At 71.4% G+C, this 25315-nt stretch carries 24 protein-coding genes; 11 read left to right on the top strand and 13 right to left on the bottom strand.

The genetic code is table 11. The features are described from left to right. Positions 1 to 10: 10 nt before the first annotated feature. The 3 genes from RWH45_RS07650 to RWH45_RS07660 all read left to right on the top strand — a co-directional run bounded on the left by RWH45_RS07650 (position 11) and on the right by RWH45_RS07660 (position 3014). Entirely contained in the window at positions 11 to 1783 is a 1773-nt protein-coding gene (locus tag RWH45_RS07650) for a glycoside hydrolase family 15 protein (protein WP_315994273.1), read from the top strand. Positions 1784 to 1918: 135 nt separating this feature from the next. Next, positions 1919 to 2617 (top strand): hypothetical protein, encoded by a 699-nt coding sequence (locus RWH45_RS07655; RefSeq protein ID WP_315994274.1) that lies wholly within the window; start codon positions 1919 to 1921, stop codon positions 2615 to 2617. Between the two features lie 16 nt (positions 2618 to 2633). After that, the gene (locus RWH45_RS07660) at positions 2634 to 3014 is read left to right on the top strand and encodes a VOC family protein (RefSeq protein WP_315994275.1); all 381 of its coding nucleotides are present in this window, start codon (positions 2634 to 2636) and stop codon (positions 3012 to 3014) included. 66 nt (positions 3015 to 3080) lie between these two features. On the opposite strand, the gene RWH45_RS07665 is transcribed toward RWH45_RS07660, so the two are convergent. The 4 genes from RWH45_RS07665 to RWH45_RS07680 form a co-directional block, all read right to left on the bottom strand. Then, positions 3081 to 4196, bottom strand: coding sequence for an ABC transporter permease (locus RWH45_RS07665; RefSeq protein WP_315994276.1), 1116 nt, complete (start codon positions 4194 to 4196; stop codon positions 3081 to 3083). Continuing rightward, positions 4193 to 5077 (bottom strand): ABC transporter ATP-binding protein, encoded by an 885-nt coding sequence (locus RWH45_RS07670; RefSeq protein WP_315994277.1) that lies wholly within the window; start codon positions 5075 to 5077, stop codon positions 4193 to 4195. Before RWH45_RS07670 ends, RWH45_RS07665 begins: the two co-directional genes overlap by 4 nt. A gap of 271 nt (positions 5078 to 5348) precedes the next feature. Next, positions 5349 to 6017, bottom strand: coding sequence for a response regulator (locus RWH45_RS07675; protein WP_315994278.1), 669 nt, complete (start codon positions 6015 to 6017; stop codon positions 5349 to 5351). Next, on the bottom strand, positions 6010 to 7269 hold the full coding sequence (locus tag RWH45_RS07680; RefSeq protein WP_315994279.1) for a sensor histidine kinase: 1260 nt from the start codon (positions 7267 to 7269) through the stop codon (positions 6010 to 6012). Before RWH45_RS07680 ends, RWH45_RS07675 begins: the two co-directional genes overlap by 8 nt. 147 nt (positions 7270 to 7416) lie before the next feature. On the opposite strand from RWH45_RS07680, the gene RWH45_RS07685 reads away from it, so the two are divergent. Further along, complete coding sequence (locus RWH45_RS07685) at positions 7417 to 7989, top strand: NADPH-dependent FMN reductase (RefSeq protein ID WP_315994280.1); 573 nt, start codon at positions 7417 to 7419, stop codon at positions 7987 to 7989. Positions 7990 to 8121: 132 nt separating this feature from the next. Here the strand turns inward: RWH45_RS07685 and RWH45_RS07690 are convergent, their stop codons facing one another. The 3 genes from RWH45_RS07690 to RWH45_RS07700 all read right to left on the bottom strand — a co-directional run bounded on the left by RWH45_RS07690 (position 8122) and on the right by RWH45_RS07700 (position 10959). Then, complete coding sequence (locus RWH45_RS07690; protein WP_315994281.1) at positions 8122 to 9369, bottom strand: RNA polymerase sigma factor; 1248 nt, start codon at positions 9367 to 9369, stop codon at positions 8122 to 8124. Continuing rightward, positions 9366 to 9791, bottom strand: a complete 426-nt coding sequence (locus RWH45_RS07695) for a YciI family protein (protein ID WP_315994282.1) — start codon at positions 9789 to 9791, stop codon at positions 9366 to 9368. Before RWH45_RS07695 ends, RWH45_RS07690 begins: the two co-directional genes overlap by 4 nt. A 322-nt stretch (positions 9792 to 10113) precedes the next feature. Continuing rightward, positions 10114 to 10959 carry an exodeoxyribonuclease III gene (locus tag RWH45_RS07700; protein WP_315994283.1) on the bottom strand — a complete coding sequence of 282 codons (846 nt, stop codon included), beginning with the start codon at positions 10957 to 10959 and terminating at the stop codon, positions 10114 to 10116. A 221-nt stretch (positions 10960 to 11180) separates the two neighbouring features. On the opposite strand from RWH45_RS07700, the gene pyrE reads away from it, so the two are divergent. Then, positions 11181 to 11759, top strand: coding sequence for an orotate phosphoribosyltransferase (pyrE, locus tag RWH45_RS07705; RefSeq protein ID WP_315994284.1), 579 nt, complete (start codon positions 11181 to 11183; stop codon positions 11757 to 11759). A 151-nt stretch (positions 11760 to 11910) separates the two neighbouring features. Here the strand turns inward: pyrE and RWH45_RS07710 are convergent, their stop codons facing one another. The 3 genes from RWH45_RS07710 to RWH45_RS07720 form a co-directional block, all read right to left on the bottom strand. After that, complete coding sequence (locus RWH45_RS07710; RefSeq protein WP_315994285.1) at positions 11911 to 12054, bottom strand: hypothetical protein; 144 nt, start codon at positions 12052 to 12054, stop codon at positions 11911 to 11913. 23 nt (positions 12055 to 12077) lie between these two features. Next, positions 12078 to 12908 carry an HAD-IIA family hydrolase gene (locus tag RWH45_RS07715; protein WP_315994286.1) on the bottom strand — a complete coding sequence of 277 codons (831 nt, stop codon included), beginning with the start codon at positions 12906 to 12908 and terminating at the stop codon, positions 12078 to 12080. Between the two features lie 96 nt (positions 12909 to 13004). Then, positions 13005 to 13175 carry a CsbD family protein gene (locus tag RWH45_RS07720; protein ID WP_055832729.1) on the bottom strand — a complete coding sequence of 57 codons (171 nt, stop codon included), beginning with the start codon at positions 13173 to 13175 and terminating at the stop codon, positions 13005 to 13007. Positions 13176 to 13365: 190 nt separating this feature from the next. On the opposite strand from RWH45_RS07720, the gene RWH45_RS07725 reads away from it, so the two are divergent. Together RWH45_RS07725 and RWH45_RS07730 are read left to right on the top strand one after the other, a co-directional pair. Further along, positions 13366 to 14313 (top strand): SDR family NAD(P)-dependent oxidoreductase, encoded by a 948-nt coding sequence (locus tag RWH45_RS07725; protein ID WP_315994287.1) that lies wholly within the window; start codon positions 13366 to 13368, stop codon positions 14311 to 14313. Positions 14314 to 14356: 43 nt separating this feature from the next. After that, complete coding sequence (locus RWH45_RS07730; protein ID WP_315994288.1) at positions 14357 to 17221, top strand: HAD-IC family P-type ATPase; 2865 nt, start codon at positions 14357 to 14359, stop codon at positions 17219 to 17221. 45 nt (positions 17222 to 17266) lie between these two features. Here the strand turns inward: RWH45_RS07730 and RWH45_RS07735 are convergent, their stop codons facing one another. Together RWH45_RS07735 and RWH45_RS07740 are read right to left on the bottom strand one after the other, a co-directional pair. After that, positions 17267 to 17902, bottom strand: coding sequence for a metal-dependent transcriptional regulator (locus RWH45_RS07735; protein WP_315994289.1), 636 nt, complete (start codon positions 17900 to 17902; stop codon positions 17267 to 17269). A 9-nt stretch (positions 17903 to 17911) separates the two neighbouring features. Beyond that, a complete protein-coding gene (locus tag RWH45_RS07740) occupies positions 17912 to 19270 on the bottom strand; it encodes an Nramp family divalent metal transporter (RefSeq protein WP_315994290.1) in 1359 nt (452 codons plus the stop codon). 174 nt (positions 19271 to 19444) lie between these two features. On the opposite strand from RWH45_RS07740, the gene RWH45_RS07745 reads away from it, so the two are divergent. Then, on the top strand, positions 19445 to 20197 hold the full coding sequence (locus tag RWH45_RS07745) for a TrmH family RNA methyltransferase (protein WP_315994291.1): 753 nt from the start codon (positions 19445 to 19447) through the stop codon (positions 20195 to 20197). A gap of 20 nt (positions 20198 to 20217) precedes the next feature. Then, positions 20218 to 20628 (top strand): RidA family protein, encoded by a 411-nt coding sequence (locus RWH45_RS07750; protein WP_315994292.1) that lies wholly within the window; start codon positions 20218 to 20220, stop codon positions 20626 to 20628. A gap of 67 nt (positions 20629 to 20695) precedes the next feature. Here RWH45_RS07750 and RWH45_RS07755 read toward each other — a convergent pair whose 3' ends face one another. Then, on the bottom strand, positions 20696 to 22024 hold the full coding sequence (locus RWH45_RS07755; protein WP_315994293.1) for an MATE family efflux transporter: 1329 nt from the start codon (positions 22022 to 22024) through the stop codon (positions 20696 to 20698). Positions 22025 to 22321: 297 nt separating this feature from the next. Between RWH45_RS07755 and RWH45_RS07760 the strand changes: the two genes are divergently transcribed. Together RWH45_RS07760 and RWH45_RS07765 are read left to right on the top strand one after the other, a co-directional pair. Then, positions 22322 to 24301 (top strand): M13 family metallopeptidase, encoded by a 1980-nt coding sequence (locus RWH45_RS07760; RefSeq protein ID WP_315994294.1) that lies wholly within the window; start codon positions 22322 to 22324, stop codon positions 24299 to 24301. Between the two features lie 48 nt (positions 24302 to 24349). Then, positions 24350 to 25312, top strand: a complete 963-nt coding sequence (locus RWH45_RS07765; RefSeq protein ID WP_437127328.1) for a serine hydrolase — start codon at positions 24350 to 24352, stop codon at positions 25310 to 25312. Positions 25313 to 25315: the final 3 nt, after the last annotated feature.

Consider the following 25315-nt stretch of genomic DNA (forward strand, 5'->3'; position numbering starts at 1 on the left):
GATCACGAGGGTGACGACTCCGATCGAGGATTACGCCGTCCTCAGCAACTGCCGCTCCGCCGCCCTGGTGTCCCGCGGGGGGAGCGTCGACTGGCTCTGCCTGCCCCGGTACGACAGCGGGTCGATGTTCGGCGCCCTGCTGGGCGACGAGTCGCACGGGGCCTGGTCGCTGCGCCCGAGCGATCCGGATGCCACCGCGACGCGCCACTACGACGGCGACACGTTCGTGCTGGTGACGCGGTGGGAGACGCCGACGGGCGTCGCCGAGGTGCACGACGCCATGCCCGTCGACGAGGGCGTCGAGGCGCTCGTGCGGCGCGTGGTGGGGATCTCGGGCGAGGTCGACTTCGTCAGCGAGGTGCGCCTGCGCTTCGACTATGCGCGCGCCGTGCCGTGGGTCCGGCAGATCGGCGCCGGGGGCGAGCACGCGGTCCTGGCGGTGGCGGGGCCGGATGCCGTCGTCCTGCGCGGTCCGCGCCTGATCGCCGTCGACACCGCCCACCGGGCGCTGTGGACCACCGTCGCCGGAGAGAACGTGGACTCGGTGCTGTCGTGGGGGCCGTCGTGGCGGGAGCCCCCCGCGCCCATCGACGTCGATGCCACCCTCAAGCGCACGAGCGAGTGGTGGACGGCGTGGGCGGCGCGCGTCGCGGCATCCGGGGAGCACGCCGAGCTCGTCACCCGGTCGCTGCTCGTGCTGCGGGCGCTGACCCACGCCGAGACCGGCGGCATCGTGGCGGCCGCGACGACGTCGCTGCCCGAGGCCTTCGGCGGGGGACGCAACTGGGACTACCGGTACGTCTGGCTGCGCGACGCCGCCCTCACGCTCACCGCGTACATCGAGCACGGCTTCCTCGAGGCCGCGCACCGGTGGCGCACCTGGCTGCTGCGCGCGATCGCCGGGGATCCCGCCGACGTGCAGATCATGTACGGCATCGCCGGCGAACGCGATCTGCCCGAGCGCGAGCTGACGAGCCTGCCCGGCTACGACGGCGCGAGCCCCGTGCGCATCGGCAACGGCGCGGTCGACCAGTACCAGGCCGACGTGATCGGCGAGGTGATGGTGGCCCTCGACGCCGCGCGCCGCGCGGGCGTCACCGAGACGTCGTTCTCGTGGGGCCTTCAGCGCGCCCTCCTCACGCAGTCGGTGCAGTGGTTCGATCGTGCCGACAACGGCATCTGGGAGATGCGCGGCGACCCGCACTTCTTCACCCACTCGCGCGCGATGGTGTGGGCGGCGTTCGACCGCGGCATCCGGGCCGTCGAAGAGAACGGTCTCGACGGCGACGTCGAGACGTGGCGCACGCTGCGCGACCGGGTCCGTTCCGACATCGACGCGCACGGCGTGCACGCGGGCGGGTGGTTCACGCAGCACTACGACACCGACGAGGTCGACGCGTCGCTGCTGATCCTGCCGCAGGTGGGGTTCTGCGCCTACGACGATCCCCGCATGCTCGCCACCGTCGCGCGGATGGAGCAGACGCTCATGCCCGACGGCTGGCTGCTGCGCTACCGCACGACCGGCGTCGACGGTCTCGCGGGCGACGAGCATCCGTTCCTGGCGTGTTCGTTCTGGCTCGTCGGGCAGTACGCCCACAGCGGTCGTCGCGACGATGCCGTCGCCCTCATGCGCCGCCTCACGGCGGTCGCGAACGACATCGGCCTGCTGTCGGAGGAGTACGACCCCCGCGATCGCCGGCAGGCGGGCAACACCCCGCAGGCGTTGTCGCACCTCGCCTTGGTCCTCGCCGCCGACGCGCTGGAGGCCACGGCCGCACGCTGAGCCGCCCGGGCCGGCGGGGAAGTGGCTGAGCCCGTCGAGGCCTCCGGTCCCCTCGGCGACCTCCGGGGCCTCGCGCCGCCTGTCGCCGCGCGGCGAGCCCGCCCCGGCCCCGCCGCGCGGTCGTAGAGTCGTCGCATGGACGAGGACGTCGAGCTGGAGGGGCTGCGCGAGCGGGTCTACGGCGTCGACGGCGCGAGCGCGACGCCCGAGATGATTGCCCGGCTCGCGGAGCTCGAAGAACGGCGCCGCGCCGAACCCCTGCTCTCCGTCTCCGACGTCGGGGATCCCCGAGCCGCGGATGCCGCGGCGCCCGACGCCGTCGGTCCGGAGCCGGCGTACACGGAGGCCGGCCCCGCGGCCGGACGTGCTCGTCGGGCGCTGCGATGGGCCGTCGCCGCGGCCGGTGCGGTGGCGCTCGTCGGGCTCGGCATCGCGATCGGCGCGAATCTCGCCCCGCCCGCCGCCTCGGCCGATCCCGCGGCGGCGACCTACCCGGAGCTGACGTTCCCGCAGACGGTGGAAGACGTGATCTCCGCCGACATCCTGCGCGACAGCGGGATCGATCCCTCCAGCACCCGCTACATCGCGACGGTCAGCGACTTCCGTGTCTACCTCGCCCAGCCCGACGACGGCGACGGCGTGTGCATCGCGACGTTCACGTCATCCGACAATCGCCCGTGGTCGGTGGGCTGCGCCTCCGGAAGCGCCGGTCCGTCGGCCGCGTTCGGAATCGACACCGCCCTGACCGTCGCGGTCGGCGACACCGACCCGTCGGCCGTCGAGGGCATCCCCATCCGTCTGTCCGACAGCGTCACGGCGTACGTGGCGCGCTGATGCAAGGAGAACCCACATGTTCCGCCCCGATGGCGCCTTCTCCGGTTTCGCGGTCGACGACCTCGACGCCGCTCATCGCTTCTACGCCGACACCCTCGGCCTGCGGGTGGAGGTGCTCGAGGGATCGGGCTTCCTGCGCCTGCACCTGGCATCCGGGGGCAGCATCCTCGTCTACGGCAAGCCCCACCACGAGCCGGCGTCGTTCACCGTGTTGAACTTCCCCGTCGCCGACGTCGAGGCGGCCGTCGACGACCTTCGGGCCCGGGGCGTCGAGACCAAGATCTACGACGACGCCGACATCCCCACCGACTCGCGCGGGATCATGCACGAGGGCGGTCCGCTCATCGCGTGGTTCCGCGACCCGGCGGGCAATGTCCTCGCCGTCCTCGAGGAATGACGACGGGCGGGATGGATGCCGAAGCCCTCGGCATCCATCCCGCCGGCGTGACCGGACCTGAACCGGTCAGCCCTTCAGCGCCTCCGCGAGCTTGACGCGGCCCCCCATGCGCAGAAGGGAGTTTCTGTAGATGCGGGACGCGAGTCCGATGGCCGCGACGCACGAGGCGAGGAGGATCAGCAGCGACAGCACGGGCTCCCACCACTGGGCGTCGCCGAGGTACATGCGCAGCGGCATGCCCACGGGGGCGGAGAACGGCACGTACGACATCACGGTGAGCACGACGGGGTTGTCGTTGAAGAAGATCACCAGGAAGTACGGCGCCATGACCAGCATCGTGATCGGCGTCGTGGTGGCCCCGATGTCCTCCTGCCGCGACACCATCGCCGCGGCCGCGGCGAACAGCGCCGCCAGCAGCACGAAGCCGAAGAGGAAGAAGATCGCGAACCACGCGATGGGCGCGCCGAGGGCGTCGAGCACCCCCGCCTGATCGGTCACCGCGAGCCCGATGACCGCGACCGCTGCGAGCAGCACGATCTGCGCCATCGCGAGGATCGTGTTGCCCAGCACCTTGCCCGCCAGCAGGGCCCGCACGGGGATGGCCGAGATCAGGATCTCGACGACGCGCGTCTGCTTCTCCTCGACGACGCTCTGCGCGATCGTGCCGCCGAAGGTCGTCGCGGCGATGAGGAACACGATGCCGAAGGCGAGCGCGATGAAGTACCGCAGGATGTCGGCCGCGTTCGACCCGGGCTCGATGCGGTCGACAGGCGGGGTCTCGCTCAGCATCTGCAGCAGCGTCGAGGGCACGCTGTCCTTGACCACGACGGTGAAGTCGAACGACGCCTCCGACGACCCCGAGACCAGGGCGGCATCCACCGTGCCGTCGGCGACGAGCGCGCGAGCGGCGTCATCGCTGTCGGCGACCGTCACCTCCAGGCCGTCGAGGTCCGAGACGGCGCTCTGCGTCTGCGACGTGACGGCGACCGGGATGCCGCTGGACGCGGCGTTGCCGGCCGTGAACCCGCCCCACAGCACGGAGGCGAGGGCGGCGAGGACGAGCACCGCGGTCGAGATGACGAAGGGCTTGCTCCGCAGCTTGGAGCCGATCTCGCGCTCGGCGACGAGCCAGATGCTCAGCGCCTCACCGGGGGCGCGGCGGGTGGGGGTCGTGGTGCTCACTGGATGACCTCCTTGAAGATCTCGGCCAGGGTCGGCCGCTGGGGGGCGAAGCTGGCGACGTCGCCGCGCGAGACGGCACCGTGGAGCACGCGTTGCGCGGTGGTGTCGTCGGCGGTGTCGAACAGGGCGTAGCCGCCGTCGAAGTCGATCACCGTCACTCCGGGCTCGTCCCGCAGCCACCCGGCGTCGCTGCGCGACACCAGTTCGTAGCGATGCGTGGCGTGCTGCGCGCGCAGTTCGTCGCGGGTCCCGGCGGCGCGGATCGTGCCGCCGGCGATGATGACGAGGTCGTCGCACAGGCGCTCGACGACGTCGAGCTGATGGGAGGAGAACAGCACGGCGGCACCGGCCGCGGCCTTCTCCTGCAGGACGCCCGCCACCACGTCGACCGCGAGGGGGTCGAGGCCCGAGAACGGTTCGTCGAGGATGAGCACCTCGGGCTCGTGCACGAGGGACGCCGCGATCTGCGCGCGCTGCTGATTGCCCAGGGAGAGGGTCTCGACGAGGTCGCCGAGGCGCTCGCCGAGTCCGAGGCGCTCGAGCAGCACGGTCGCCTTCTTCGTGGCGTCGGCCTTCGAGAAGCCGTGCAGGCGGGCGAGGTAGGCGATCTGCTCGGCGACCTTCATCTTCGGGTAGAGCCCCCGCTCCTCCGGCATGTAGCCGAAGCGACGACGGTCGGCGGCGGTGACCGGCGAGCCCGTGAGGGTCACCGAACCGGCGTCCTTGCCGAGCACGCCGAGGGCGATGCGCATGGTGGTGGTCTTGCCAGCGCCGTTGCCGCCGACGAAGCCCGTCAGCCGCCCCGCGGCCACGGTGAAGCCCACGTCGTCGAGCACGCGGCGACCGCCGTAGCTCTTGGTGATGCCGTCCAGTTCGAGCACGGTGCATCCCTTCTTCTCGTTGTCTTCCACGCTAGGGAGGCGGGTGCCGTGGCGCCTCCGCCGCGGGTGGGGTCATCGCCTCCGCCCCACGGGGGAGGGGCGGGCGTGCGAGGGGGCGGGTCGTCTCGGGCGGGTGCGAGGTCGCGCAGGGCGGGGTGGACCGGCGAGGGCGTACGCGTGTGTCGAGACCGCACCCGTTTCGCGGCGAAGGCGTGCGTCATCGGCGAACGAGTGCGTCCTCGCCTGCTCTCCCGCGGAACTCGCCGCGCCCTCAGGCCAACCCGTGCCGGTGCGCGAGCACCACGGCCTGCACGCGGTCGCGCGCGCCGAGCTTCTGCAGCACGTTCGACACGTGCGTCTTCACCGTCGCCTCGCCGATGAACAGCCGCGCGGCGATCTCGGCGTTGCTCAGGGCCTCGGCGACGAGCGTCAACACCTCCGCCTCCCGCTCGGTGAGCGGCTCCACGAGAGCGAGCGGGGGAGGAACGGATGCCGCGGGCTCCGGCGACCCTCCCGGGGCGAACCGCGCGATCACCCGGCGGGTGACCTCCGGCGCGAGCAGGGCGTCTCCGGCTCCGACGATGCGCACCGCGGAGACGAGCTCCTCCGGCCCCGCGTTCTTGAGCAGGAACCCGCTCGCCCCGGCGGACAGGGCGGCGAACAGGTAGTCGTCGCGGTCGAAGGTCGTGACGATGAGGATCGCGGCATCCGAGTCGGGGTCCGCCGTCAGCAGTCGCGTCGCTTCCAGGCCGTCCATGTCGGGCATCTGCACGTCCATGCAGATCACGTCGGGGCGGAGCTCCGCCGCGGCGGCGATCGCCTCGCGCCCCGTGGCGGCCTCGCCGACGACGCGGAGGTCGTCTTCGAGCGAGAGGATCGTGCGGAACCCCGCACGCATCATCGCGTGATCGTCGACCAGCAGCACCCGCACCTCAGACATGGGCGACCTCGCTCTCGGCCGCGGGCACGCGGACGCGCACGAGGTACCCGCCTCGCGAGCGTGGGCCGATCTCGATGGTGCCGCCCGACACCGCCGCGCGCTCGCGCATGCCGAGTTGTCCGAGCCCCGGTGTCGTGGAGCCGGAGCGTCCGGTGTTCGCGACCTCGAGTTCGATGGCATCCGGGTCGAACCGGAGGCGCACATCGGCGGTGGCGTGGGGGCCGGCGTGGCGACGCGCGTTCGTGAGCGCCTCCTGGGCGATGCGGTACAGGTTCACCTGCACGAGAGGAGGCGGGTCCTGCATCGGTTCCCCGATGACGGTGAAGGTGGCGGGGAGTCCCGCGGCGGAAGCCTCGTCGACGAGAGCGGCGATCGAGGTCAAGCCGTGCGTGGTCGGAGCGGTGTCGGGATCGCTGTCGTTCCCGGGCGCCCGCAGGGTCTCGAGCAGCTGGCGCAGCTCGTGGAGCGACGTCCGGGCCGAGTCCTCGATGCCCGCGAGCACCTCGCGCGCCTTCTCGGAGTCCTTCGCCAGAACGGCGCGGGCGACTCCGGCCTGCACACCCATGAGCGACACGTGGTGGGCGACGACGTCGTGCAGCTCGCGGGCGATGCGCACGCGGTCGAGTGCCACCGCTTGGGCCGCGGTCACCTCGCGCTCCGATTCCAGCTCGGCGGTTCGCTGTTCGAGTTCGGCGCGCTCGCGCATCTGCTGATACGAGCGGTTGCCGAAGTAGTAGGCGCCGCCGAAATACAGCGCGTTCAGCGCGAGGCTCAGCAGCTGATAGGCCACGAACGGCGAGAACGCGCCGGCGCGCGAGAAGGGCCCCTCGACGCTCGGATCGATCGGCTGCGTGGCCTCCTGGAACATCACGATGAAGAGCCAGGCGAACATGCCGATGACGATCGCGACGCGCACGATTGTGGCTCGGCGTCGGTTCGTCTCCCACGCGCCGACCGTGTAAAGCGCGATGAACATCGCGATGTTCCCCGCGTACACCTCGGGGATGCGGAACGTCACGGCCATAAAGTACGCGAGCGACACCAGCACCGCCGCGACCGACGGCCAGCGTCGACGAAACGCGATCGGCACAGCGAGGAAGGCGACGTAACCGAGGGCTATGGCGAGTGAGCCCTGCTTGTCGCCGTACAGGCCGGAGATCGACGACAGCACGGCGCTCATGAGGCCGCCCAGCAGGAGGGCCGCCGCGAGCACGAGATCGTTGCGCCGCTGGGAACGGGTGAGTCGTGCCATCCCTCCACGCTAAGGGGGACCCCCCACACCTGCATCCCCCGCAGGGCGGAGTCAAGCGGGGGCGGAATACAGGTTGGCGGGTGACGCTTGCACGTGAATGCACCTGGGCACAGTCACTGCGCCCCCGTCAGCACAGAGAGGATCATCGTGACCGACTACACGATCGGCTACATCGTCGGCAGCATCTCCAGCACCTCCATCAACCGCCGCCTGGCCAAGGCGCTCGAGAAGGTGGCGCCCGAGGGCGTGACGCTGAAAGAGATCCCGATCAAGGACCTCCCGTTCTACTCTCCCGACTACGACGGGAACTTCCCCGAGGTCGCGACGGACTTCAAGAACGCGATCCAGGATGCCGACGGCGTCTTCATCGTGACCCCCGAGTACAGCCGCTCCATCCCCGGCGTTCTCAAGAACGCCCTGGACTGGTCCGCCCGCCCCTACGGCGAGGCGTCGTTCAACGACAAGCCCACCGCCGTCATCGGCACGTCGCAGAGCGGCATCGCCACCGCGGCTGGCCAGCAGCACCTGCGCTCGGTGCTCCTGCACTACAACGCTCTCGTCCTGGGCCAGCCCGAGGGCTACATCCAGTCGACCCCCGGCCTGTTCGAGGAGGACGGCACCGTCACGAACGAGGGCACGGCGGAGTTCCTGCGCTCCATCATCGAGGCGCTCGTGACGCTCATCTCGCGCACGGCGCCCGCCGAGGTCCCCGCGGCCTGACGCGCAGTGACGGCGGGGTCGGGTTTCCCCCGGCCCCGCCGCACGTCTCGGTGGCTTCGACAGGCTCAGCCACCTGTGTGGTCGTCGACGTCGCTGAACCTGTCGAAGGGACCGGGAGTCGCAGGCCACGAGTCAGGGTGCCAGCGCCTCGGCCTTCCGCCGGAGCAGCGCTGCCTCGCGCTCGTTGCGGGCGAGGTCCGCCGCGTTCAGGAGCTCGTCGTGCGCTTCGCGCGTGCGTCCCAGCCGTGCCAACAGCTCGCCGCGCACCGACGGGATCAAGTGCGACCCCTTCAGCGCGCCGGCGGCGGCGAGACCGTCGGCGATCGCGAGTCCTTCGAGAGGCCCGGATGCCATCGACACCGCCACGGCGCGATTGAGTTCGACGACGGGACTCGGGGCCACCCGGCCGAGCACCTCGTACAGCAGGGCGATGCGATCCCACTCCGTCGCGTCGACGCTCGCCGCCTCCGCGTGACAGAGCGCGATCGCGGCCTGCAGCTGGTACGGCCCGCGCCCGCGCCCGATCGCATCGGCGCGGGCCAGCAGCGCCGACCCGCGGGCGATCGCCGAGCGATCCCAGCGCCGCCGGTCCTGATCGGCGAGGAGCACGGCATCCCCGTTCGCATCCACGCGGGCCGCGAAGCGCGACGCCTGCAGCTCCATGAGGGCGCCGAGTCCCAGCACCTCGGGCTCGCGGGGGAGCAGCCGCGCCAGGACGCGCCCGAGACGGATCGCCTCGTGCGCGAGCTCCGTCCGCAGGACCGCGTCGCCGGAGGTGGCGGCGTAGCCCTCGGTGAAGATGAGGTAGATCACGCTCAGGACGGCGCGGAGCCTGGTCGGCCACTCCGCCGGATCCGGCACCTCGAACGGCACTCGCGCGGCGCTGAGCGCCTTCTTCGCGCGGACGATCCGCTGCTGCATCGTCGGTATCGGAACGAGGAACAGCCGGGCGATCGCTTCTGAGCCGAGGCCGCCGACGACCTTCAACGTCAACGCCACCTGCGCCTCCGGAGCGAGCACGGGATGACACGCCGCGAACACCAGACGCAGCACATCGTCGTCGATCGGATGCCATTCGGCATCCGTCATCTCGTCCGTCTCCGCGCCGATCAGCCGGTACTTCTCGCTGAGGTTCCGCGCCCGCCGCCAGTCGTCGATCGCCCGTCGCTTCGCGACCGCGCTCAGCCAGGCGCCGGGGTTGGTCGGAACGCCGTCGCGAGGCCAGCGCGCGAGCGCCTCGGCGACGGCATCCTGAGCCAGATCCTCCGCGGTCGGGAGGTCTCCCACCACGCGCGCGAGCGTCGCGACGATGCGGGCGCCTTCGATGCGCCAGATCGCCGCGACGCGCCGCGCGACGTCGGCGACGGGGTCGGGGCTCACCGGGAGGACTGCTCCTCGCGCCAGCCCTCCTCCTTCTGGATGTAGGCGTTGTCGGCGAACGCGGCGAAGTCCGTCTCGTCGGTCACGCGACGCACCTCGAGCGTGTTGCCCGCGATGAGCGGCGCTCGCCGCGCCCACTCGACGGCCTCGTCCTTCGACGACACCTCGATGATCCAGAAGCCGTTGAACAGCTCGTGCGTCTCGCCGTAGGGGCCGTCGGTGACGACGGGCTCCTCGCCGCCGAAGGCCACGGTGAAGTTCTGACTCATGTCCTCGGCCAGACCGTCTCCGGCGACCAGCACGCCGGCGGTCATCATCGCCTCGTTGTAGGCGCCCATGTCGTTGATGACCTGCTCGAACGGGATCCGCTTGTACGCCGCGTACGCCTCGTCGGTGCCGCGCATGATCAGCATGTACTTCATCGTGGACTCTTCTCGTCGGTGCTCTCTCGAGCGATCTGAGGGGAGCGAATGCCTGCCCCTACTATCGCGTCGAACGGCACCGAGCGGAATCGACAGGGTGAGGGAAAAATCTTCCGGATGCCGCGATCGTGCGGCGGCGGTCGGTGCGCGTGCTCGCAGGATCGCGTTCTTCTCGGGAGTCTCCGTCGAGGAGGCGGCGAGGAACGTGCGCGTCGACGACGATCCGCCGGCGACCCGGCGCACCGCCCGATGCGGACGAGAAGACCACGGATTCCGGCGGGGCGCGCCGAACCGCGGGGAAGCGCGCGGACGGCGCCGGCGATCAGCCGAAGATCATCGGCAGATCGTCGTCGTCGTCGGCATCCGACAGGTCGAGGTCGGCGACGACGGGGACGTGGTCGCTGGGTACTTCGCCCTTGCGTTCGTCACGGTGGATCTCGGCGCCGTGGACGGCATCGGCGAACGCCTGGGAGCCGAGGATGAAGTCGATGCGCAGACCCTCGTTGCGGGGGAAACGCAACTGCTTGTAGTCCCAGTAGGTGTAGCCGGTGGGGATGAGCGGGCGCACGACGTCGGTCAGCCCCGCGGTCTCGAAGGCGGCGAAGGCGGCGCGCTCGGGAGGGGACACGTGGGTGGTCGCGCCCTCCACGACGGTGGGGTCGCCGTTGTCGTCATCGGTGGGGGCGATGTTGAAGTCGCCGGTCAGGGCGAGCGGCAGGTCGGGGCTCTTCTCGAGAGTGTCGGCCGTGTACTGGCGCAGCTTGTCGAGCCAGTCGAGCTTGTAGACGTAGTGGGGGTCGTCGAGCCCGCGCCCGTTGGGCACGTACAGACTCCACACGCGCACGCCGTTCACGGTCGCCCCGATCGCGCGGGCCTCCTGGGGCAGGTCGGGCCCCTCTTTGCCCTTCTCGAATCCGGGCATGCCGGGGAAGCCGATCTCGACGTCGTCGAGCGGCTCGCGGCTCGCGATCGCGACGCCGTTCCACTGGTTCAGGCCGTGAGCGGCGACGTGGTACCCGGCCTCTTCGAAGGCCGCATACGGGAACTGCTCCGTCTTGCACTTGATCTCCTGCATCGCCAGCACGTCGATGTGCTCGCGCACGCAGAACTCGACGGTGCGGGTCACACGAGCGCGGATGGAGTTGACGTTCCAGGTGGCCAGGCGCATGGCATCCAGCCTACTTTCGGGCGCGGACATCGCCGTCCGCGGCGGCGCCCCTGGGCGTTCCGCGGCGCCCGGCGCCGCCCGTCGGTGTGCACGACGGCGGGAGGGAGGTGCGACAAGCCGGCCGGGGCGCGGGTTCCGCGGCGTGTTCCGCCGCCGGCCCGCCGTTGTGCTCAGGCGGGCTCGAGCGGGCCCGGGTGGGCCGGAGCAATAGACTCGACGCCGTGACCGCCGCCTCTACGCCCGAGCTCGAAGCCGACCGCCAGGCCCTCATCGGCCTCATCAACGCCGAGGCGGTGTTCCACGGCGACTTCACCCTCTCGAGCGGCAAGAAGGCGACGTACTACGTCGACATGCGCAAGCTCACGCTCGACCACCGCGCGGCTCCCGCGATCGGGCGCCTCGTGCTCGACCTCGTGAAGGACCTCGACGGCGTCGTCGCCGTGGGCGGTCTGACGCTGGGCGCCGACCCGATCGCCAACGCCGTCATGCACGAGTCCGTGCACGCCGGTACTCCGCTCGACGCGTTCGTCGTGCGCAAGGAGCCGAAGGACCACGGCCGGGGTCGTCAGATCGAGGGCGCCGACGTGAAGGGCAAGCGCGTCGTCGTGGTCGAAGACACCTCGACGACCGGTCAGTCGGCGCTCAAGGCCGTCGAGGCGCTGCGCCGCGAGGGCGCCGACGTCGTCGCCGTCGCCGTGATCGTCGACCGCAAGACCGGCGCGCAGGCCGCGATCGAGGCGGAGGGCCTGCAGTGGCTGGCATCCATCGATCTCGACGACCTGGGGCTGGCGCCGCAGTAAGCGCGACGCGTCACCAGAACAGGCGGGTGCGGCGAGAACAGGCCGATTCCGCGCGAATCGTCCTGTCGCGGTGACGTGCCCTGTTGTCGTGACGGCCGGGGGGTGGATGCCGCCCCTCGCCTCGCCACGTCGAACGGTGCGACAGCCGTGCTCAGGGTGCGCCGTCTCCCGGCCCGTCGAACGGATCGCGGCGTCCGCCCCCGCGCCGTGACCGCCGCCACTGCACGATGAACGCCACGAGCGTGCCGGCGGTGATGAAGAAGGCCGTGATCAACCACAGCGTGCGATCGTCCATGCGTCGTCCTCTCGGTGGCGGGGTCAGAGCCCGGCTTCGAGCCCGTCTTCCCCGTCGGCCAGTTCGGTCTCGAGGGGCTCGTCGCGCACGAGCTCTGCCACCGAGCCGAGGATCTCGTCGGGACGGAAGGGATAGCGCTCGATCTCGCGCTGGTCGCTGATGCCGGTCATCACGAGCACCGTGTGCAGCCCGGCCTCGATGCCGGCGACGATGTCGGTGTCCATGCGGTCGCCGATCATGCCCGTGTTCTCACTGTGGGCGCCGATGCGGTTGAGCGCCGAGCGGAACATCATCGGGTTCGGTTTGCCCACGATGTAGGGCTCCTTGCCGGTGGCCTTGGTGATGAGGGCTGCGATCGCTCCGGTCGCCGGGAGCACGCCCTCGGTCGAGGGGCCGGTGGCATCCGGGTTGGTCGCGATGAAGCGCGCACCGCCGCGGATGAAGCGGATGGCCTTGGTGATGGCCTCGAAGGAGTAGTTGCGGGTCTCCCCGACCACGACGTAGTCGGGGGTCGTCTCGGTCATGATGAACCCCGCCTCGTGGAGCGCGGTGGTGAGGCCCGCTTCGCCGATGACGAAGGCGGAGCCGCCCGGCATCTGCGACCGGAGGAAGTCGGCGGTGGCCAGGGCCGAGGTCCAGATCGACGATTCCGGCACCTCAAGGCCGGATGCGCGCAGCCGGGCACTCAGATCGCGCGGCGTGAAGATGGAATTGTTCGTGAGCACGAGGAACGGTGTGCCCTCGGACCGCCACTGGGCGAGCAGTTCCGAGGCGCCCGCGATGGGGGTGTTCTCATGGACGAGCACGCCGTCCATGTCGGTGAGCCAGCACTCGATGTCGCCACGGGTCCGCATGCGGCCCAGCCTAGACCCGGCCCCGTACGCGCCCTCCAGAACGCACGAGGGCGGGCGCGATCATGAGGATCGCGACCCGCCCGCGGTGGCGGCGATTTACTTGAAGGTGTCCTTCACGTTCTCGCCGGCCTTCTTGGCATCCGCCTTGACCTGGTCGGCCTTGCCCTCGGCGGCGAGCTTGTCGTTGTCGGTCGCGTTGCCGATGGCTTCCTTCGCCTTGCCCACGATGTCCTGAGCGGCGTTCTTGATCTTGTCGTCCAGACCCATGATCTGACTCCTTCTCGATGTGACGGCGTCGGCGGCGGGGTGTTCGTCGCGACGGAGCGGGGTGCTCACGAGGGAGACGGTGCCCGCGGACGATTCGTCACGTCGATTCTGAAAAAAGTTCCGGGATGCCGATATTCCCCGAACGGAATGGACCCGTGACGTGGGCGCCCGATCTCGTTAGGGTCGAAGGGTGACGCGTCGTGACTGGGACCCCGAGAACCTTCCCGATCTCTCTGGACGCTCCTATCTCGTCACCGGCGCGACCCGCGGTCTCGGGTTCTTCGCGTGCGAGCAGCTCGCCGCGGCGGGTGCCCACGTGCTGCTGACCGGGCGCAACCCCCACAGCCTCTCCGCCGCCAAGGCGGCGGTGAAGCGTTCGACCCCGGATGCCGCGATCGAGACGCTCCTGCTCGACACCAGCAACATGGGGTCGGTGCGTGCCGCCGCGGCGACGGCGCGGGCGCGCGGGCGCCTCGACGGGCTGCTGCTGAACGCCGGCGTGGTCCATCCGCCGAAGCAGCGCGAGACCGTCGGTGGACACGAACTCGTGTTCGCGACCAACGTGCTCGGCCACTTCGCCCTGGCCGGCGAGCTCCTCAAACCGCTCGCGACCGCCCGCGGGCGGATGGTCTGGGTGGGGAGCATGTCGACCTCCCTCTGGCGGCACCTGCCCACCGACCCCGAGCTGCGCGAGGGCTACACGCCCTGGAAGGCCTACGTGCAGTCGAAGGCCGCGACGACCGCCCTCGCCCTCGAGGCCGACAAGATGCTGCGGGCCCACGGCGTGCCGGTCGAGAGCCTCGTCGCGCACCCGGGCTACTCCACGAGCGGTCGTACGCGCGGGGTGCGGGGCGTGAACGAGCCGAGCCGTCTCACGCGATTCGTCGACAACCTGCAGGCGCCCATCACCCAGTCCAAGGAGCAGGGCGCGTGGGCGCTCGTGCGTGCTCTCGTCGATCCCCACGCCGAGGGCGGCTCGATGTACGGCCCGGCGCTCATCGCGCGCGGCGCGCCGCGGCGGGCGACTCCCGCCCGGGGCACGCGGCGAGGAGACCTGGGCACCAAGCTGTGGCGCGCCTGCGAGACCGCCACGCACGTGAGATGGCCGTTCGAGAGGGCTCGGCGAGCGGCATCCTGAACCGGCCCCCGCGGTGTCGGCGGGGGGGCTCTACAGTGAGCGCATGGAGCAGGCGACGAGCGACGACCGCGCAGACCTCGGCGTCGCCGGACTGAGCGCGGCCGACGTCGCCGAACGGGTGGCGTCGGGGCAGACCAACGCCTTCACGGCCGACACCAGCCGGAGCGCGTGGAACATCGTGCGCGCCAACGTCTTCACGCTCTTCAACGGGATCGTCGGGGCGTGCTTCGTCGTGCTGCTGCTGTTGGGCCGCTGGCAAGACGCGCTGTTCGGGGTCGCTGCGCTCTCAAACGCCGTGATCGGATGCGTGCAGGAGTTCCGCGCCAAGGCCGCGCTCGACCGCCTCGCCCTGCTGAACGCGCCCCGCGCCCGGGTCCGGCGCGACGGCGCGGAGGCCGAGATCGCGCCGCCGGAGGTGGTGCGCGGCGACGTCCTCGTGCTGCGCGCGGGCGATCAGATCGCCGCCGACGCGGTGGTGGTGGCGTCCCGCGGCCTGCAGATCGACGAGTCGATGCTCACCGGCGAGTCGGATGCCGTCGACAAACGCGTCGACGACGAGGTGCTGTCGGGGTCGATCGTGGTGGCCGGCGAAGGCGCGGCACGCGTCGTCCGCGTGGGCGCCGAGTCGTATGCGAACACCTTCGCCGCGGAGGCGAAGCGCTTCCAGCTCGTCTCGAGCGAGCTGCGCACCTCGATCGACCGCGTCCTGCGATGGGTCGGTTGGGGGATCGGGCCGATCGGACTGCTGGTCCTGAACGCGCAGATGATGGTGGCCGGCGGCTGGGTGCAGGCCTGGCAGCAGGGCACGTGGTCGCAGGCGGTCGTGAACACCATCGCCGCCCTCACCGCCATGATCCCGCTCGGGCTCGTGCTCATGACCTCGATCGCCTTCGCGGTCGGTGCGGCGCGGCTCGCCGGGCAGAAGGTGCTCGTCAACGAACTGCCCGCGGTCGAGGGGCTCGCCCGGGTCGACGTGATCTGCCTCGACAAGACCGGCACTCTCACCGCGGGCGAGATCCGCTTCGACGACGCGGTCGCCCTGTCGGAGGCGACCGGCTGGACCGACGTGCTGGCCTGGTACGGGGCCGCCCCCGACGCGAACGCGACGGCGACGTGCCTGCGCGAGCCGTTCCCCGTGGGTGCGGTGCTCACGGCGGCCCGGCGGATCCCGTTCTCATCGGCGCGAAAGTGGAGTGCGGTGTCGTTCGACGGCGGCGCCGACGGCACCTGGGTGCTCGGCGCGCCCGAGATGGTGTTCGGCGATGCCGCGACCGATGCGAGCGGCGAACTGGGCGCCGCGGTCACGCGGCTGGCTTCGTCGGGTCGACGCACCCTCGTGCTGGGGCATGCGGGCACGCCGCTCACCGACGCCGACGTCGATGCGGAGCGGTTGCCGGCGGGTGTCGCGGCCGTCGCGGTGCTGACCTTCGTCGAGGCGGTGCGTCCGGATGCCGCCGAGGCCCTGGCGTACTTCCGCGATCAGGGCGTCGGCGTGCGCGTCATCTCGGGCGACAACCCCCGCACGGTGGCGGCCATCGCACGAGAGGTCGGCCTCGACGTCGACGAGGGGTACGACGCACGTCGGTTGCCCGCCGACGACGACGAGCTGAGCGCCGTGCTCGAGCAGCACACCGTCTTCGGCCGTGTCACGCCCGACCAGAAGAAGCGCATGGTCACTGCGCTGCAGGCGCGCGGGCACGTCGTGGCCATGACCGGCGACGGCGTCAACGACGCCCTCGCCATCAAGACGGCCGACATCGGTATCGCGATGAACTCCGGTGCGGCGGCGACGAAGGCCGTGGCGCGCCTCGTGCTCCTCGACGGGCGCTTCTCGCACCTGCCGTCGGTGGTTGCGGAGGGGCGCCAGGTGATCGCCAACATCGAGCGCGTCTCGATGCTGTTCCTGACCAAGACCGTCTACGCGACGGGGCTCGCGGTGCTGTTCGGCGTCCTCGTGATGGAGTTCCCGTTCCTGCCGCGGCAGTTGTCGATCACCGATGGTCTGACCATCGGCATCCCGGCGTTCTTCCTGGCGCTGCTGCCGAACGCGCAGCGGTACGTGCCGGGGTTCCTCCGCCGCTCGCTCAGCTTCGCGATCCCCGCGGGTCTCGTCATCGCCGTCTCCCTCACCGTCTACACGCGCGTGGCGATGCAGATCGGTCTGGGGACGGCGCCGTTGCGCACGGGCGCGACGATCATCCTCGCGATCGTCGCGATCTGGGTGCTCACGGTGCTGTCGCGTCCGGTCACGCGCGTGAAGGTGGTGGTGATCGGCGCAATGTTCATCGCGCTCACCGCGATCTTCACCGTGCCGCCGTTAGGGGAGTTCTTCCAACTGCAGGATCCGGGCGACGACGGTGCGACCCTGGTGACACTCGTGGTCGTGCTCGCGCTCGGAGCGATCGAAGCAGTGCGGTTCGCGCACCGACGGTTCGTGCGACGCTCCCTGGCCGACGTGTCCGCTGGTGCGGGCGGGGTCGCCGACGAGGTGCGCCGCCGACCCGCTGTGGTCACGGCGGCCATCGTGCTCGTCTACGTCGGCGGACTGCTCAACACCGCTCTGGGCATCGTCGTCCTGTTGGCGCGCTACGCCGTGACGCCCGATCTCGTGCTGCCGGTCTCGCTCGTGGGCGCGGCGACCGTGCTGCTCGGACTGCTCACGATCGCCGGTGGGTCGGCGCTTTCGCGGGGCAGTTCCCTTGCTCGCACGCTGCTGACGGTCTACCTCGGCGTCCTGGTCGCTCTGCAGGCGACGGCGATGGCGTTGACCGAACTCGACCCGATCCTCGTCGTCGCCCTCGTCGCCGCGCTGGCCGTCATCGCCAGTATGTGGGTGCCCGCGCGGGCCCGGCGATGGTTCCGCGGTGACGCGGCGTCAGTGCCCGCGGCAGGTCGCGTCAGCAGGTGAGCCGGGCCACCCCGACGGCGGCCGCGCCTTCCCCCACCGGCGGTGTCAGCGAGTGAGCCAGACCGACCCGTCGGCTCCGGCCGGCAGCGACATCTCCACACCGTCCGCGCGCACCACGCCCTCGGACACGACCTCGAGCTCGTGACCGACGTCGATCCCGCGATCGACGAGCGCACGCAGCAACTCGGGATCCCGGTCGCTCACCCTCAGCACCCGGCCCGCGTGGCCCACCGGCGCCTCCGCCAGCAGGATGAAGGGCTCGCGGTGCACCGCGCCCTCGGCATCCGGGATCGCGTCTCCGTGCGGGTCGAAGCGGGGGCGCCCCAGGCGCTCGTCGATGCCCTCGAGCAGCCGGTCGCTGAGAGCGTGCTCGAGCACCTCGGCCTCGTCGTGCACCTCATCCCACGCGTAGGCGAACTCGCGCACGAGCCACGTCTCGATGAGGCGGTGGCGGCGGATCACGCCGGCGGCGCGGCGCTGCCCGGCCGCGGTGAGCGACACGGGTCCGTACGGGCGGTGGGTGACCAGTCCCTGGGCGGCGAGCTTCTTCACCATCTCGGTGACGCTCGAGGGGGCGAGGCTCAGCACACCGGCGAGCTGCGAGGGCGTGATCGGGGAGTCCTGCCACTCGGTGTGGTGGTAGATCGCCTTGAGATAGTCGTCTGCCACGGGCGATTCCACGCCGTCAGCCTATCCGCCGGTGAAGACGAGCCACAGGAGGACGACGTTGAGCGTGATGAGGAACCCGGATGCCAGCACCCCGGCGACCGTGGTCGCGCGGCGATTGCGGTACCGGCCCAGGACGTCGGAGCGCGCGGTCAGGGCGACCAGCGGCACCAGGGCGAACGGGATGCCGAACGACAGCACCACCTGGCTGAGCACGAGGGCGAGGGTGGGATCGACGCCGAGTGCGAGGATCGCCAGCGCGGGGACGAGGGTGACGAGACGCCGGACGACGAGTGGGATGCGCGCCCGCAGCAGTCCGTGCATGATCTCGGCGCCGGCGTAGGCGCCGACCGAGGTCGAGGCGAGGCCGCTCGCGAGCAGCCCGACGGCGAACAGCGTCGCGACCAGGGGGCCGAGCCCGTCGCGGAGCGCCGCGTAGGCGCCCTCGAGGCTGTCGGTGCCGTCGACGCCCGCCAGGTTGGCGGCGGCCAGGAGCAGGATGGCGAGGTTGACCGTGCCGGCGACGGCGAGGGCGATCGTGACGTCCCACCGGGTGGCCCGGAGCAGCCTCGGGGTCGAGATGCCGCGTGCGTGCTCCAGCGCCGCGCGCGAGGCCGACGTCCCCGTCGCCGGGGGGCCGTCGGCGCCGGCTCCCGCCGAGAGCGCGGATGCCGTGTGCCCGACCTGCGCGAAGGTCGCGGCATCCGGGGCGAAGCGGTCGCGGGCGAGTGCCGAGTGCGCGTAGATGGCGTGCGGCATGATCGTGGCGCCGAGGATGGAGGCGGCCAGCAGTACCGAGTTCGTGCCCTCGAAGCGCGGCACGAGACCGGCGGCGACCCCCGCCGCATCGGGAGGCGCGATCAGCAGGCCGAACGAGAAGCCGACGGCGATGATGACGAGCATCCCGATGAGCACGGTCTCGAAGGCGCGCGCCCCGCGGCGCGTCTGGACGAGCAGCAGCCCCATCGACACCACGCCGGTGATCGCTCCTCCCCACACCAGGGGGATGTCGAACAGCAGGTGCAGCGCCACGGCCCCGCCGATGACCTCGGCGACGTCGGTGGCCATCGCCACCGCCTCGGCCTGCAGCCAGTACAGTCGCCGCCCCCAGGGGCGGTGCATCCGGCGGCCGAGGATCTGCGGGAGGCTCTCGCCGGTGACGATGCCGAGCTTGGCGGAGAGGTACTGGATCAGCCACGCCATGACGTTTCCGAGCACCACCACCCACACGAGCAGGTAGCCGAAGGCGGCGCCCGCGGTCATGTTGCTGGCGACGTTGCCGGGGTCGAGGTACGCCACTCCCGCGACCATCGCCGGGCCGAGCAGCCAGAGGGCGCGCCCCGGAGCGTGGCGGCGGACCACGGCATCCTCTGTTTTCGGCATGCCGAAACCTTACTGACTTTTCGGGCGCCCGAAAACTCCTCGACGCGTCCCCGGAGCACGCGACCGGCGCGGGATCATCGGTTCGACCGTCAGCGCCGGCGCGTGCTCTCGTACCGTTCGTGTGCTCTCGGCCGCCGAATCGTGCGGGGCGTCGACCGCGGATAGCCTGGATCGGTGACGGATGCCGACGACCCGACGCCGGCGCTCGACCCCCGGTTTCCGGAGGGGGACGCGCCGTCTCCGGCGCGCGACCCGCGGGTCCCGACCCGGGACGCGCCGACCTCGACGCACGACACGGAGGCGCCCGCCCCGGGCGAACAGACTCCGACGCACGGGGTCGGGCCGTGGCCCGGCGGCCCCGACGAGTGGCCCGACGATCCGCGCTACGACCCCGAGCTGCTCGCCGACGGCGATCGCCGCAACGTCGTCGACGGCTACCGCTACTGGAGCATGGACGCGATCGTCGCGGACCTGGACGCCAAACGGCATCCCTTCCACGTCGCGATCGAGAACTGGCAGCACGACCTCAACATCGGCACCATCGTGCGCAGCGCCAACGCGTTCCTCGCGGCCGAGGTGCACATCATCGGCAGGCGCCGATGGAACCGCCGCGGCGCCATGGTGACCGACCGGTACCAGCACGTGCGCCATCACGAGGACGTCGCGGCGTTCGTCACGTGGGCGCGCGAGGCGGGCCTGCCGGTGATCGCGGTCGACAACGTCGACGGTTCGGTCCCGATCGATCGGTCCGACCTGCCGGAGGCGTGCGTGCTGCTGTTCGGCCAGGAGGGGCCGGGGCTCTCGGCCGAGGCGATCGAAGCGGCGACGGGTGTCGTCGAGATCACGCAGTACGGCTCGACCCGGTCGATCAACGCGGCCTCCGCCGCCGCGGTCATCATGTACGAGTGGTGCCGCCGCTGGGCCTAGGGGCGTGCGAGGGTGGGGGGATGCCGAAGGCCGTCACCCTCATCCGTTCGGCGTCGCTGTCGGGCGTCGCCGAATACGCCTACGCGGCGACCGCTCCCGCCGAGGCTCGTCTCATCTTCCTGGCCGGCTCCTGCCCCCTGGCCGCGGATGGCGCGACGGTCGGGGTCGGCGACGTCCGCGCGCAGGCGGCCCGGTGCGTCGAGAACCTCGAGACCGCGCTCGCCGACGCCGGGGCGCAGCTCACCGACGTGATCAGCACGCGTGTACTCGTGGCATCCGCTCGGCAGGACGATCTCGTGGCGGCGTGGGAGGTCGTGCGCGACGCGTTCGGGTCGCACGATGTGCCGAGCACGCTGATGGGGGTCACCGTGCTGGGCTACGACGATCAGCTCGTCGAGCTCGAGGCGGTCGCCGCGATCGTCGACGAGTGACGCCCGCGGAGGGCGCATCGTGGTGGCCTGTGGCACCCGGCTCGGAAGGGGCGCCCGCGGTGGCGGGTCAGCCGCCCGCGGTCATCCACGCCCGACCGCGCACGCGGAGGCCGAGGGTGAGCGCGCGAGCGATCATGTAGACGCCGAAGAACGCGGCGGCGAGCCACGCGAGTCCCGCGGGGCCCCCGCCGGCGAACAGGGCGACGAGGACGAGAGCCGGCGCGTAGGGGACGAGGTTGAGCAGGCCCGCGAGCGCCAGATACCGGGCGTCTCCCGCGCCGATCAGCACGCCGTCGAGCACGAAGACGAAGCCGGCGAGCGGCTGCGCCACGGCCAGCACGATCAGAGCGGGTTGGACGAGGGCGGCGATCTCGGCGTCGCCGGTGAAGAGGAGCCCGATCACGCCCGAGGCCGCGGCGAGCACGGCGCCCACGCCGACGCCGAACCAGATGCCCCAGGCGCTCGTGCGTCGAAGGACCCTCTGCACCGTCTCGGTCTCGTCGGCGCCCAGCGCGTGGCCGATGAGGGCCTGCGCGGCGATCGCGAGCGCGTCGAGGGCGAAGGCGGCCGTCGAGAAGATGGTGAAGGCGATCTGCCACCCGGCCAGTTCGTCGGACCCCAGTCCGGTGGCGACCGCGACGGTGGCGAGGAAGGCCACCCGCAGGCTGAGGGTCCGCAGGAACAGCCACCCCCCGGATCGCGCGGTCCCGCCCCATCCCTCGCGCTGCGGCCGGACGGAGGCGTCGTGCCGACGCGCGAGCGCGCGCACGACGAGGACGTACGCGCCCACCATGCCCCACTGCGCGGCGACCGTGCCGATCGCTGACCCCGCGATGCCCCATCCGAAGCCGTAGATGAACACCGCGTTGAGGGCGGCGTTCGCCCCGAAGCCGACCCCGGCGATCCAGAGCGGGGTGACCGTGTTTTGCAGCCCGCGCAGCAGCCCGGTGGCCGCGAACACCACCAGCATGGCCGGAAGGCCCCACATCGAGATCGAGAGGTAGACGCGGGCGTTCTCGGCCACGTCGGGGGCGGCGCCGAAGAGGTCGACGACCGACGGGGTGACGATCGACCCGACCGCGGCGAGCACCCCGCCCAGCGCGAGAGCCAGCCACATCCCGTCGATGCCCACGGACACCGCGCGTCCCGTCTCGCCCGCCCCGAACCGCCGCGCGACCGCGGGCGTCGTCGAATAGGCGAGGAACACCATGAGCCCGACGATCGTCTGCAGCACGGCGCTCGCGATGCCGAGACCCGCCAGGGGAGCGACACCGAGGTGCCCCACCATCGCGGCATCCACGATCAAGAAGAGCGGCTCGGCGATCAACGCGCCGAGCGCGGGCACCGCGAGCCGCAGGATCGAGCGGTTCAGCGTCGCGGGCGGCGGTGTCGTCACGGTCCGAGCCTAGGCCGGGCCTCCGACGTCGCTCGGCGCGCGGCGCCCTGCGCGCGTGCGGCGCGAGCCGGGCGCGGCGCAGGGTCAGTGATCTGCGCAACCTCCGTCCGATCCGGGGGGGCGCTGAGGTCGCGCCGATCGCGGAGGTTGCGCGATGCGAGGGGGACGGGGCGGGCCCGCCCGGCGCGGGGGCGCTCGGGTCGATGCGCGGAACGGTGACGGCTTGCGTTCCGCGTCCACGCGTGGCGCGCCCCGCATTCCGAGCCCGCACGGATGCGGGGCACTTATCCTGTCTCCATGACCGACACCCCCCGCTCCGGTCTCGCGCTCGACGAGCTCAGCGACGAGATCCGCCCGCAGGACGACCTGTTCCGCTACGTGAACGGCCGCTGGCTGGAGCGCACCGAGATCCCCGACGACAAGGCCCGTTGGGGCTCGTTCCACCTCATCGCCGAGCAGGCCGAGGCGGACGTGCGCACCATCGTCCAGGAGTCGCAGGAAGCCGAGCCGGGCAGCGAAGCCCGCAAGATCGGCGACCTCTTCGCGAGCTTCATGGACACCGAGCGCATCACCACGCTCGGCGGCGAGCCGCTGGCCCCGCAGCTCGCGGCCGTCGACACCGTCACCGACATCCCCTCCCTGCTCCGGCTCATCGGCGAACTCGAGCGCGACGGCATCAGCGGCCTGCTGACGCTGTTCGTCGAGCCCGATCCGGGCGACCCCACCCGCTACGTGCCGGTGGTCTACCAGGGCGGCATCTCGCTGCCGGACGAGAGCTATTACCGGCTCGACAACTTCGACGAGACCCGCACCGCCTACCGGGCGCACATCGCCCGCGTGCTCGAGCTCGCCGGGGTCGCCGAGGCCGCGGCATCCGCCGATCGCGTGTTCGCGCTCGAGGCCGACCTGGCCGCGCATCACTGGTCGCGCGAAGACAGCCGCGACGCGGTCAAGACGTACAACCTCAAGACGTGGGACGACACGCTCGCCCTCGCCGGAGTCGACCTCGAGCCGTGGCGTGCGGGGGTCGCCCCGGGTCACGAGGACGCGCTCGCCGAGGTCGTCGTGTACCAGCCGAGCTTCATCGAATCGCTCGGCGGTCTGCTCGTGGCCGAGCGTCTCGACGACTGGAAGGCGTGGCTGCGCTTCAAGATCGTGCACGCGGCGGCGGCGTTCCTGTCCGACGAGTTCGTGGCCGAGAACTTCGCGTTCTACGGCACGCAGCTCACGGGCGTGCCCGTGAACCGCGAACGCTGGAAGCGCGGCGTGAGCCTCGTCGAGGCGGCGCTGGGCGAGGCGATCGGCAAGGTCTACGTCGAGCGGCACTTCCCGCCCGCCGCGAAGGAGGCGATGGACGGCCTCGTCGCCCACCTCATCGAGGCGTACCGCCGATCGATCCGCACGCTCGAGTGGATGACCGAGGAGACGCGCGAGCGGGCGCTGGCCAAGCTTGACGCCTTCACGCCCAAGATCGGCTACCCGGTTCGCTGGAAGGACTACTCCGACCTCGAGATCGACGCCGACGACCTGGTCGGCAACGTGCGGCGCGCCCACGTGTGGGAGCACGACCGTCAGCTCGCCAAGGTGGGCCAGCCGATCGACCGCGACGAGTGGTACATGACCCCGCAGACGGTCAACGCCTACTACAACCCGCTCATGAACGAGATCGTGTTCCCCGCGGCGATCCTGCAGTACCCGTTCTTCGACGCCGAGCGCGATGCGGCGGCGAACTACGGCGGCATCGGCGCGGTCATCGGTCACGAGATCGGTCACGGCTTCGACGACCAGGGCAGCCGCTTCGACGGCGACGGATCGCTGCGGGACTGGTGGACGGATGCCGACCGTGCGGCGTTCGAGGAGCGGACGAAGGCCCTCATCGCCCAGTACGAGGCGCTCGTGCCGCAGGGGCTGAGCGAGGAGCACCACGTCAACGGCGCCCTCACCATCGGCGAGAACATCGGCGACCTGGGCGGGCTCGGCATCGCGATCGCCGCGTACCGTCTGTTCCTCGAGGAGCAGGGTGAGGCGGAGGGCGAGGGTCCCGTCGTCGACGGGTTCACCGGCATCCAGCGTCTGCTGCTGAGCTGGGCGCAGATCTGGCAGCAGAAGGGTCGGGATGCCGAGACCATCCGCCTTCTCACGATCGATCCGCACTCGCCGAACGAGTTCCGCTGCAACCAGATCGTGCGTAACATCGACGCGTTCTACGAGGCGTTCGAGGTCACCGAGGGCGACGCTCTCTGGCTGGACGCCGACCAGCGCGTCACCATCTGGTGAGACGGCGTTTGTTGTCCTGCTGACCCGGAAGGAGCCACGCTCGTGGGCATGCCCCCGCTTCCCGAGCCCGCCCTGCCCGAGCCCGCCGGAGGGCCGGTGGAGTCGTCGCGACGCGACGCCCCGGCCCTCCGCGGCGCGGGGCGCAAGGGTCCGAAGCGACTGCCCCGGCGGGCGGCGGCCGGCCGCCGCTCCTTCACCGCGACGCTGCGCGCGCTCGACGAGCTCGCCGCCTCGGGGGCGAGGGTGTCGGTGCGCATCGACGATCTCGACGGCGGAACGGCCGTGCTCTCGGGCGACGACTTCGTCACTCTGCCGGTCGGCGGCCTCGGCGTCGTGCCTCTGCTCGTCGAGACGGCCGCGTCGTTCGAGTCGGGTCGCCTGGACGCCCTCGAGATCGTCGATCGCGCGGCGGTCGCCGGCGCCGTCAACGGCGGCACGTGGCAGCACCTCAAGGCTCCGGCACTGCCCCTGACCGATCTCGCGATGCTGGCGGCATCGACGGGCGACGCCCTCGCCGCGAACGCCCTGCTGCACCGGGTGGGGCTTCAATCGGTCCGCGCGCGCCTGGAGCAGCTGGGCCTTCGCCGCACCGCGCTGCTCGACCGGTTCCGCGACGACCGGGGTCCCGACGACGCTCCGCACGTGGCCCTGTCGACCGCCCGCGAGATGGCGCAGGTCTTCGCGGGACTGGTGAACTCGACGATCGTCTCGCCCGGGGTCAGCGCCCAGGTGGCGGAGTGGTTGAGTCTCAACCACGATCTCTCGCTCGTGGCATCCGCCACCGGCCTCGATCCCTTCGCCCACGAGAACGATCAGCACGGGCTGCTGTTCGTCAACAAGACCGGCCGCGCGCCCGGGGTGCGCGCCGAGGCGGGAGTGCTCGGCGGACCGCGCGCGGGCGTCTCGTACGCCCTGATCGTGAACTTCGACGATCTGTCGATCGCACACCGGCTGCGCGCCCACGACGCCTTCCGCGTGCTGGGCGTGGAGCTCATGGAGTACGTGTACTGAGCC

Origin of the sequence: Microbacterium galbum (assembly GCF_032464915.1) — a bacterium.
Classification (GTDB): Bacteria; Actinomycetota; Actinomycetes; order Actinomycetales; family Microbacteriaceae; genus Microbacterium; species Microbacterium galbum.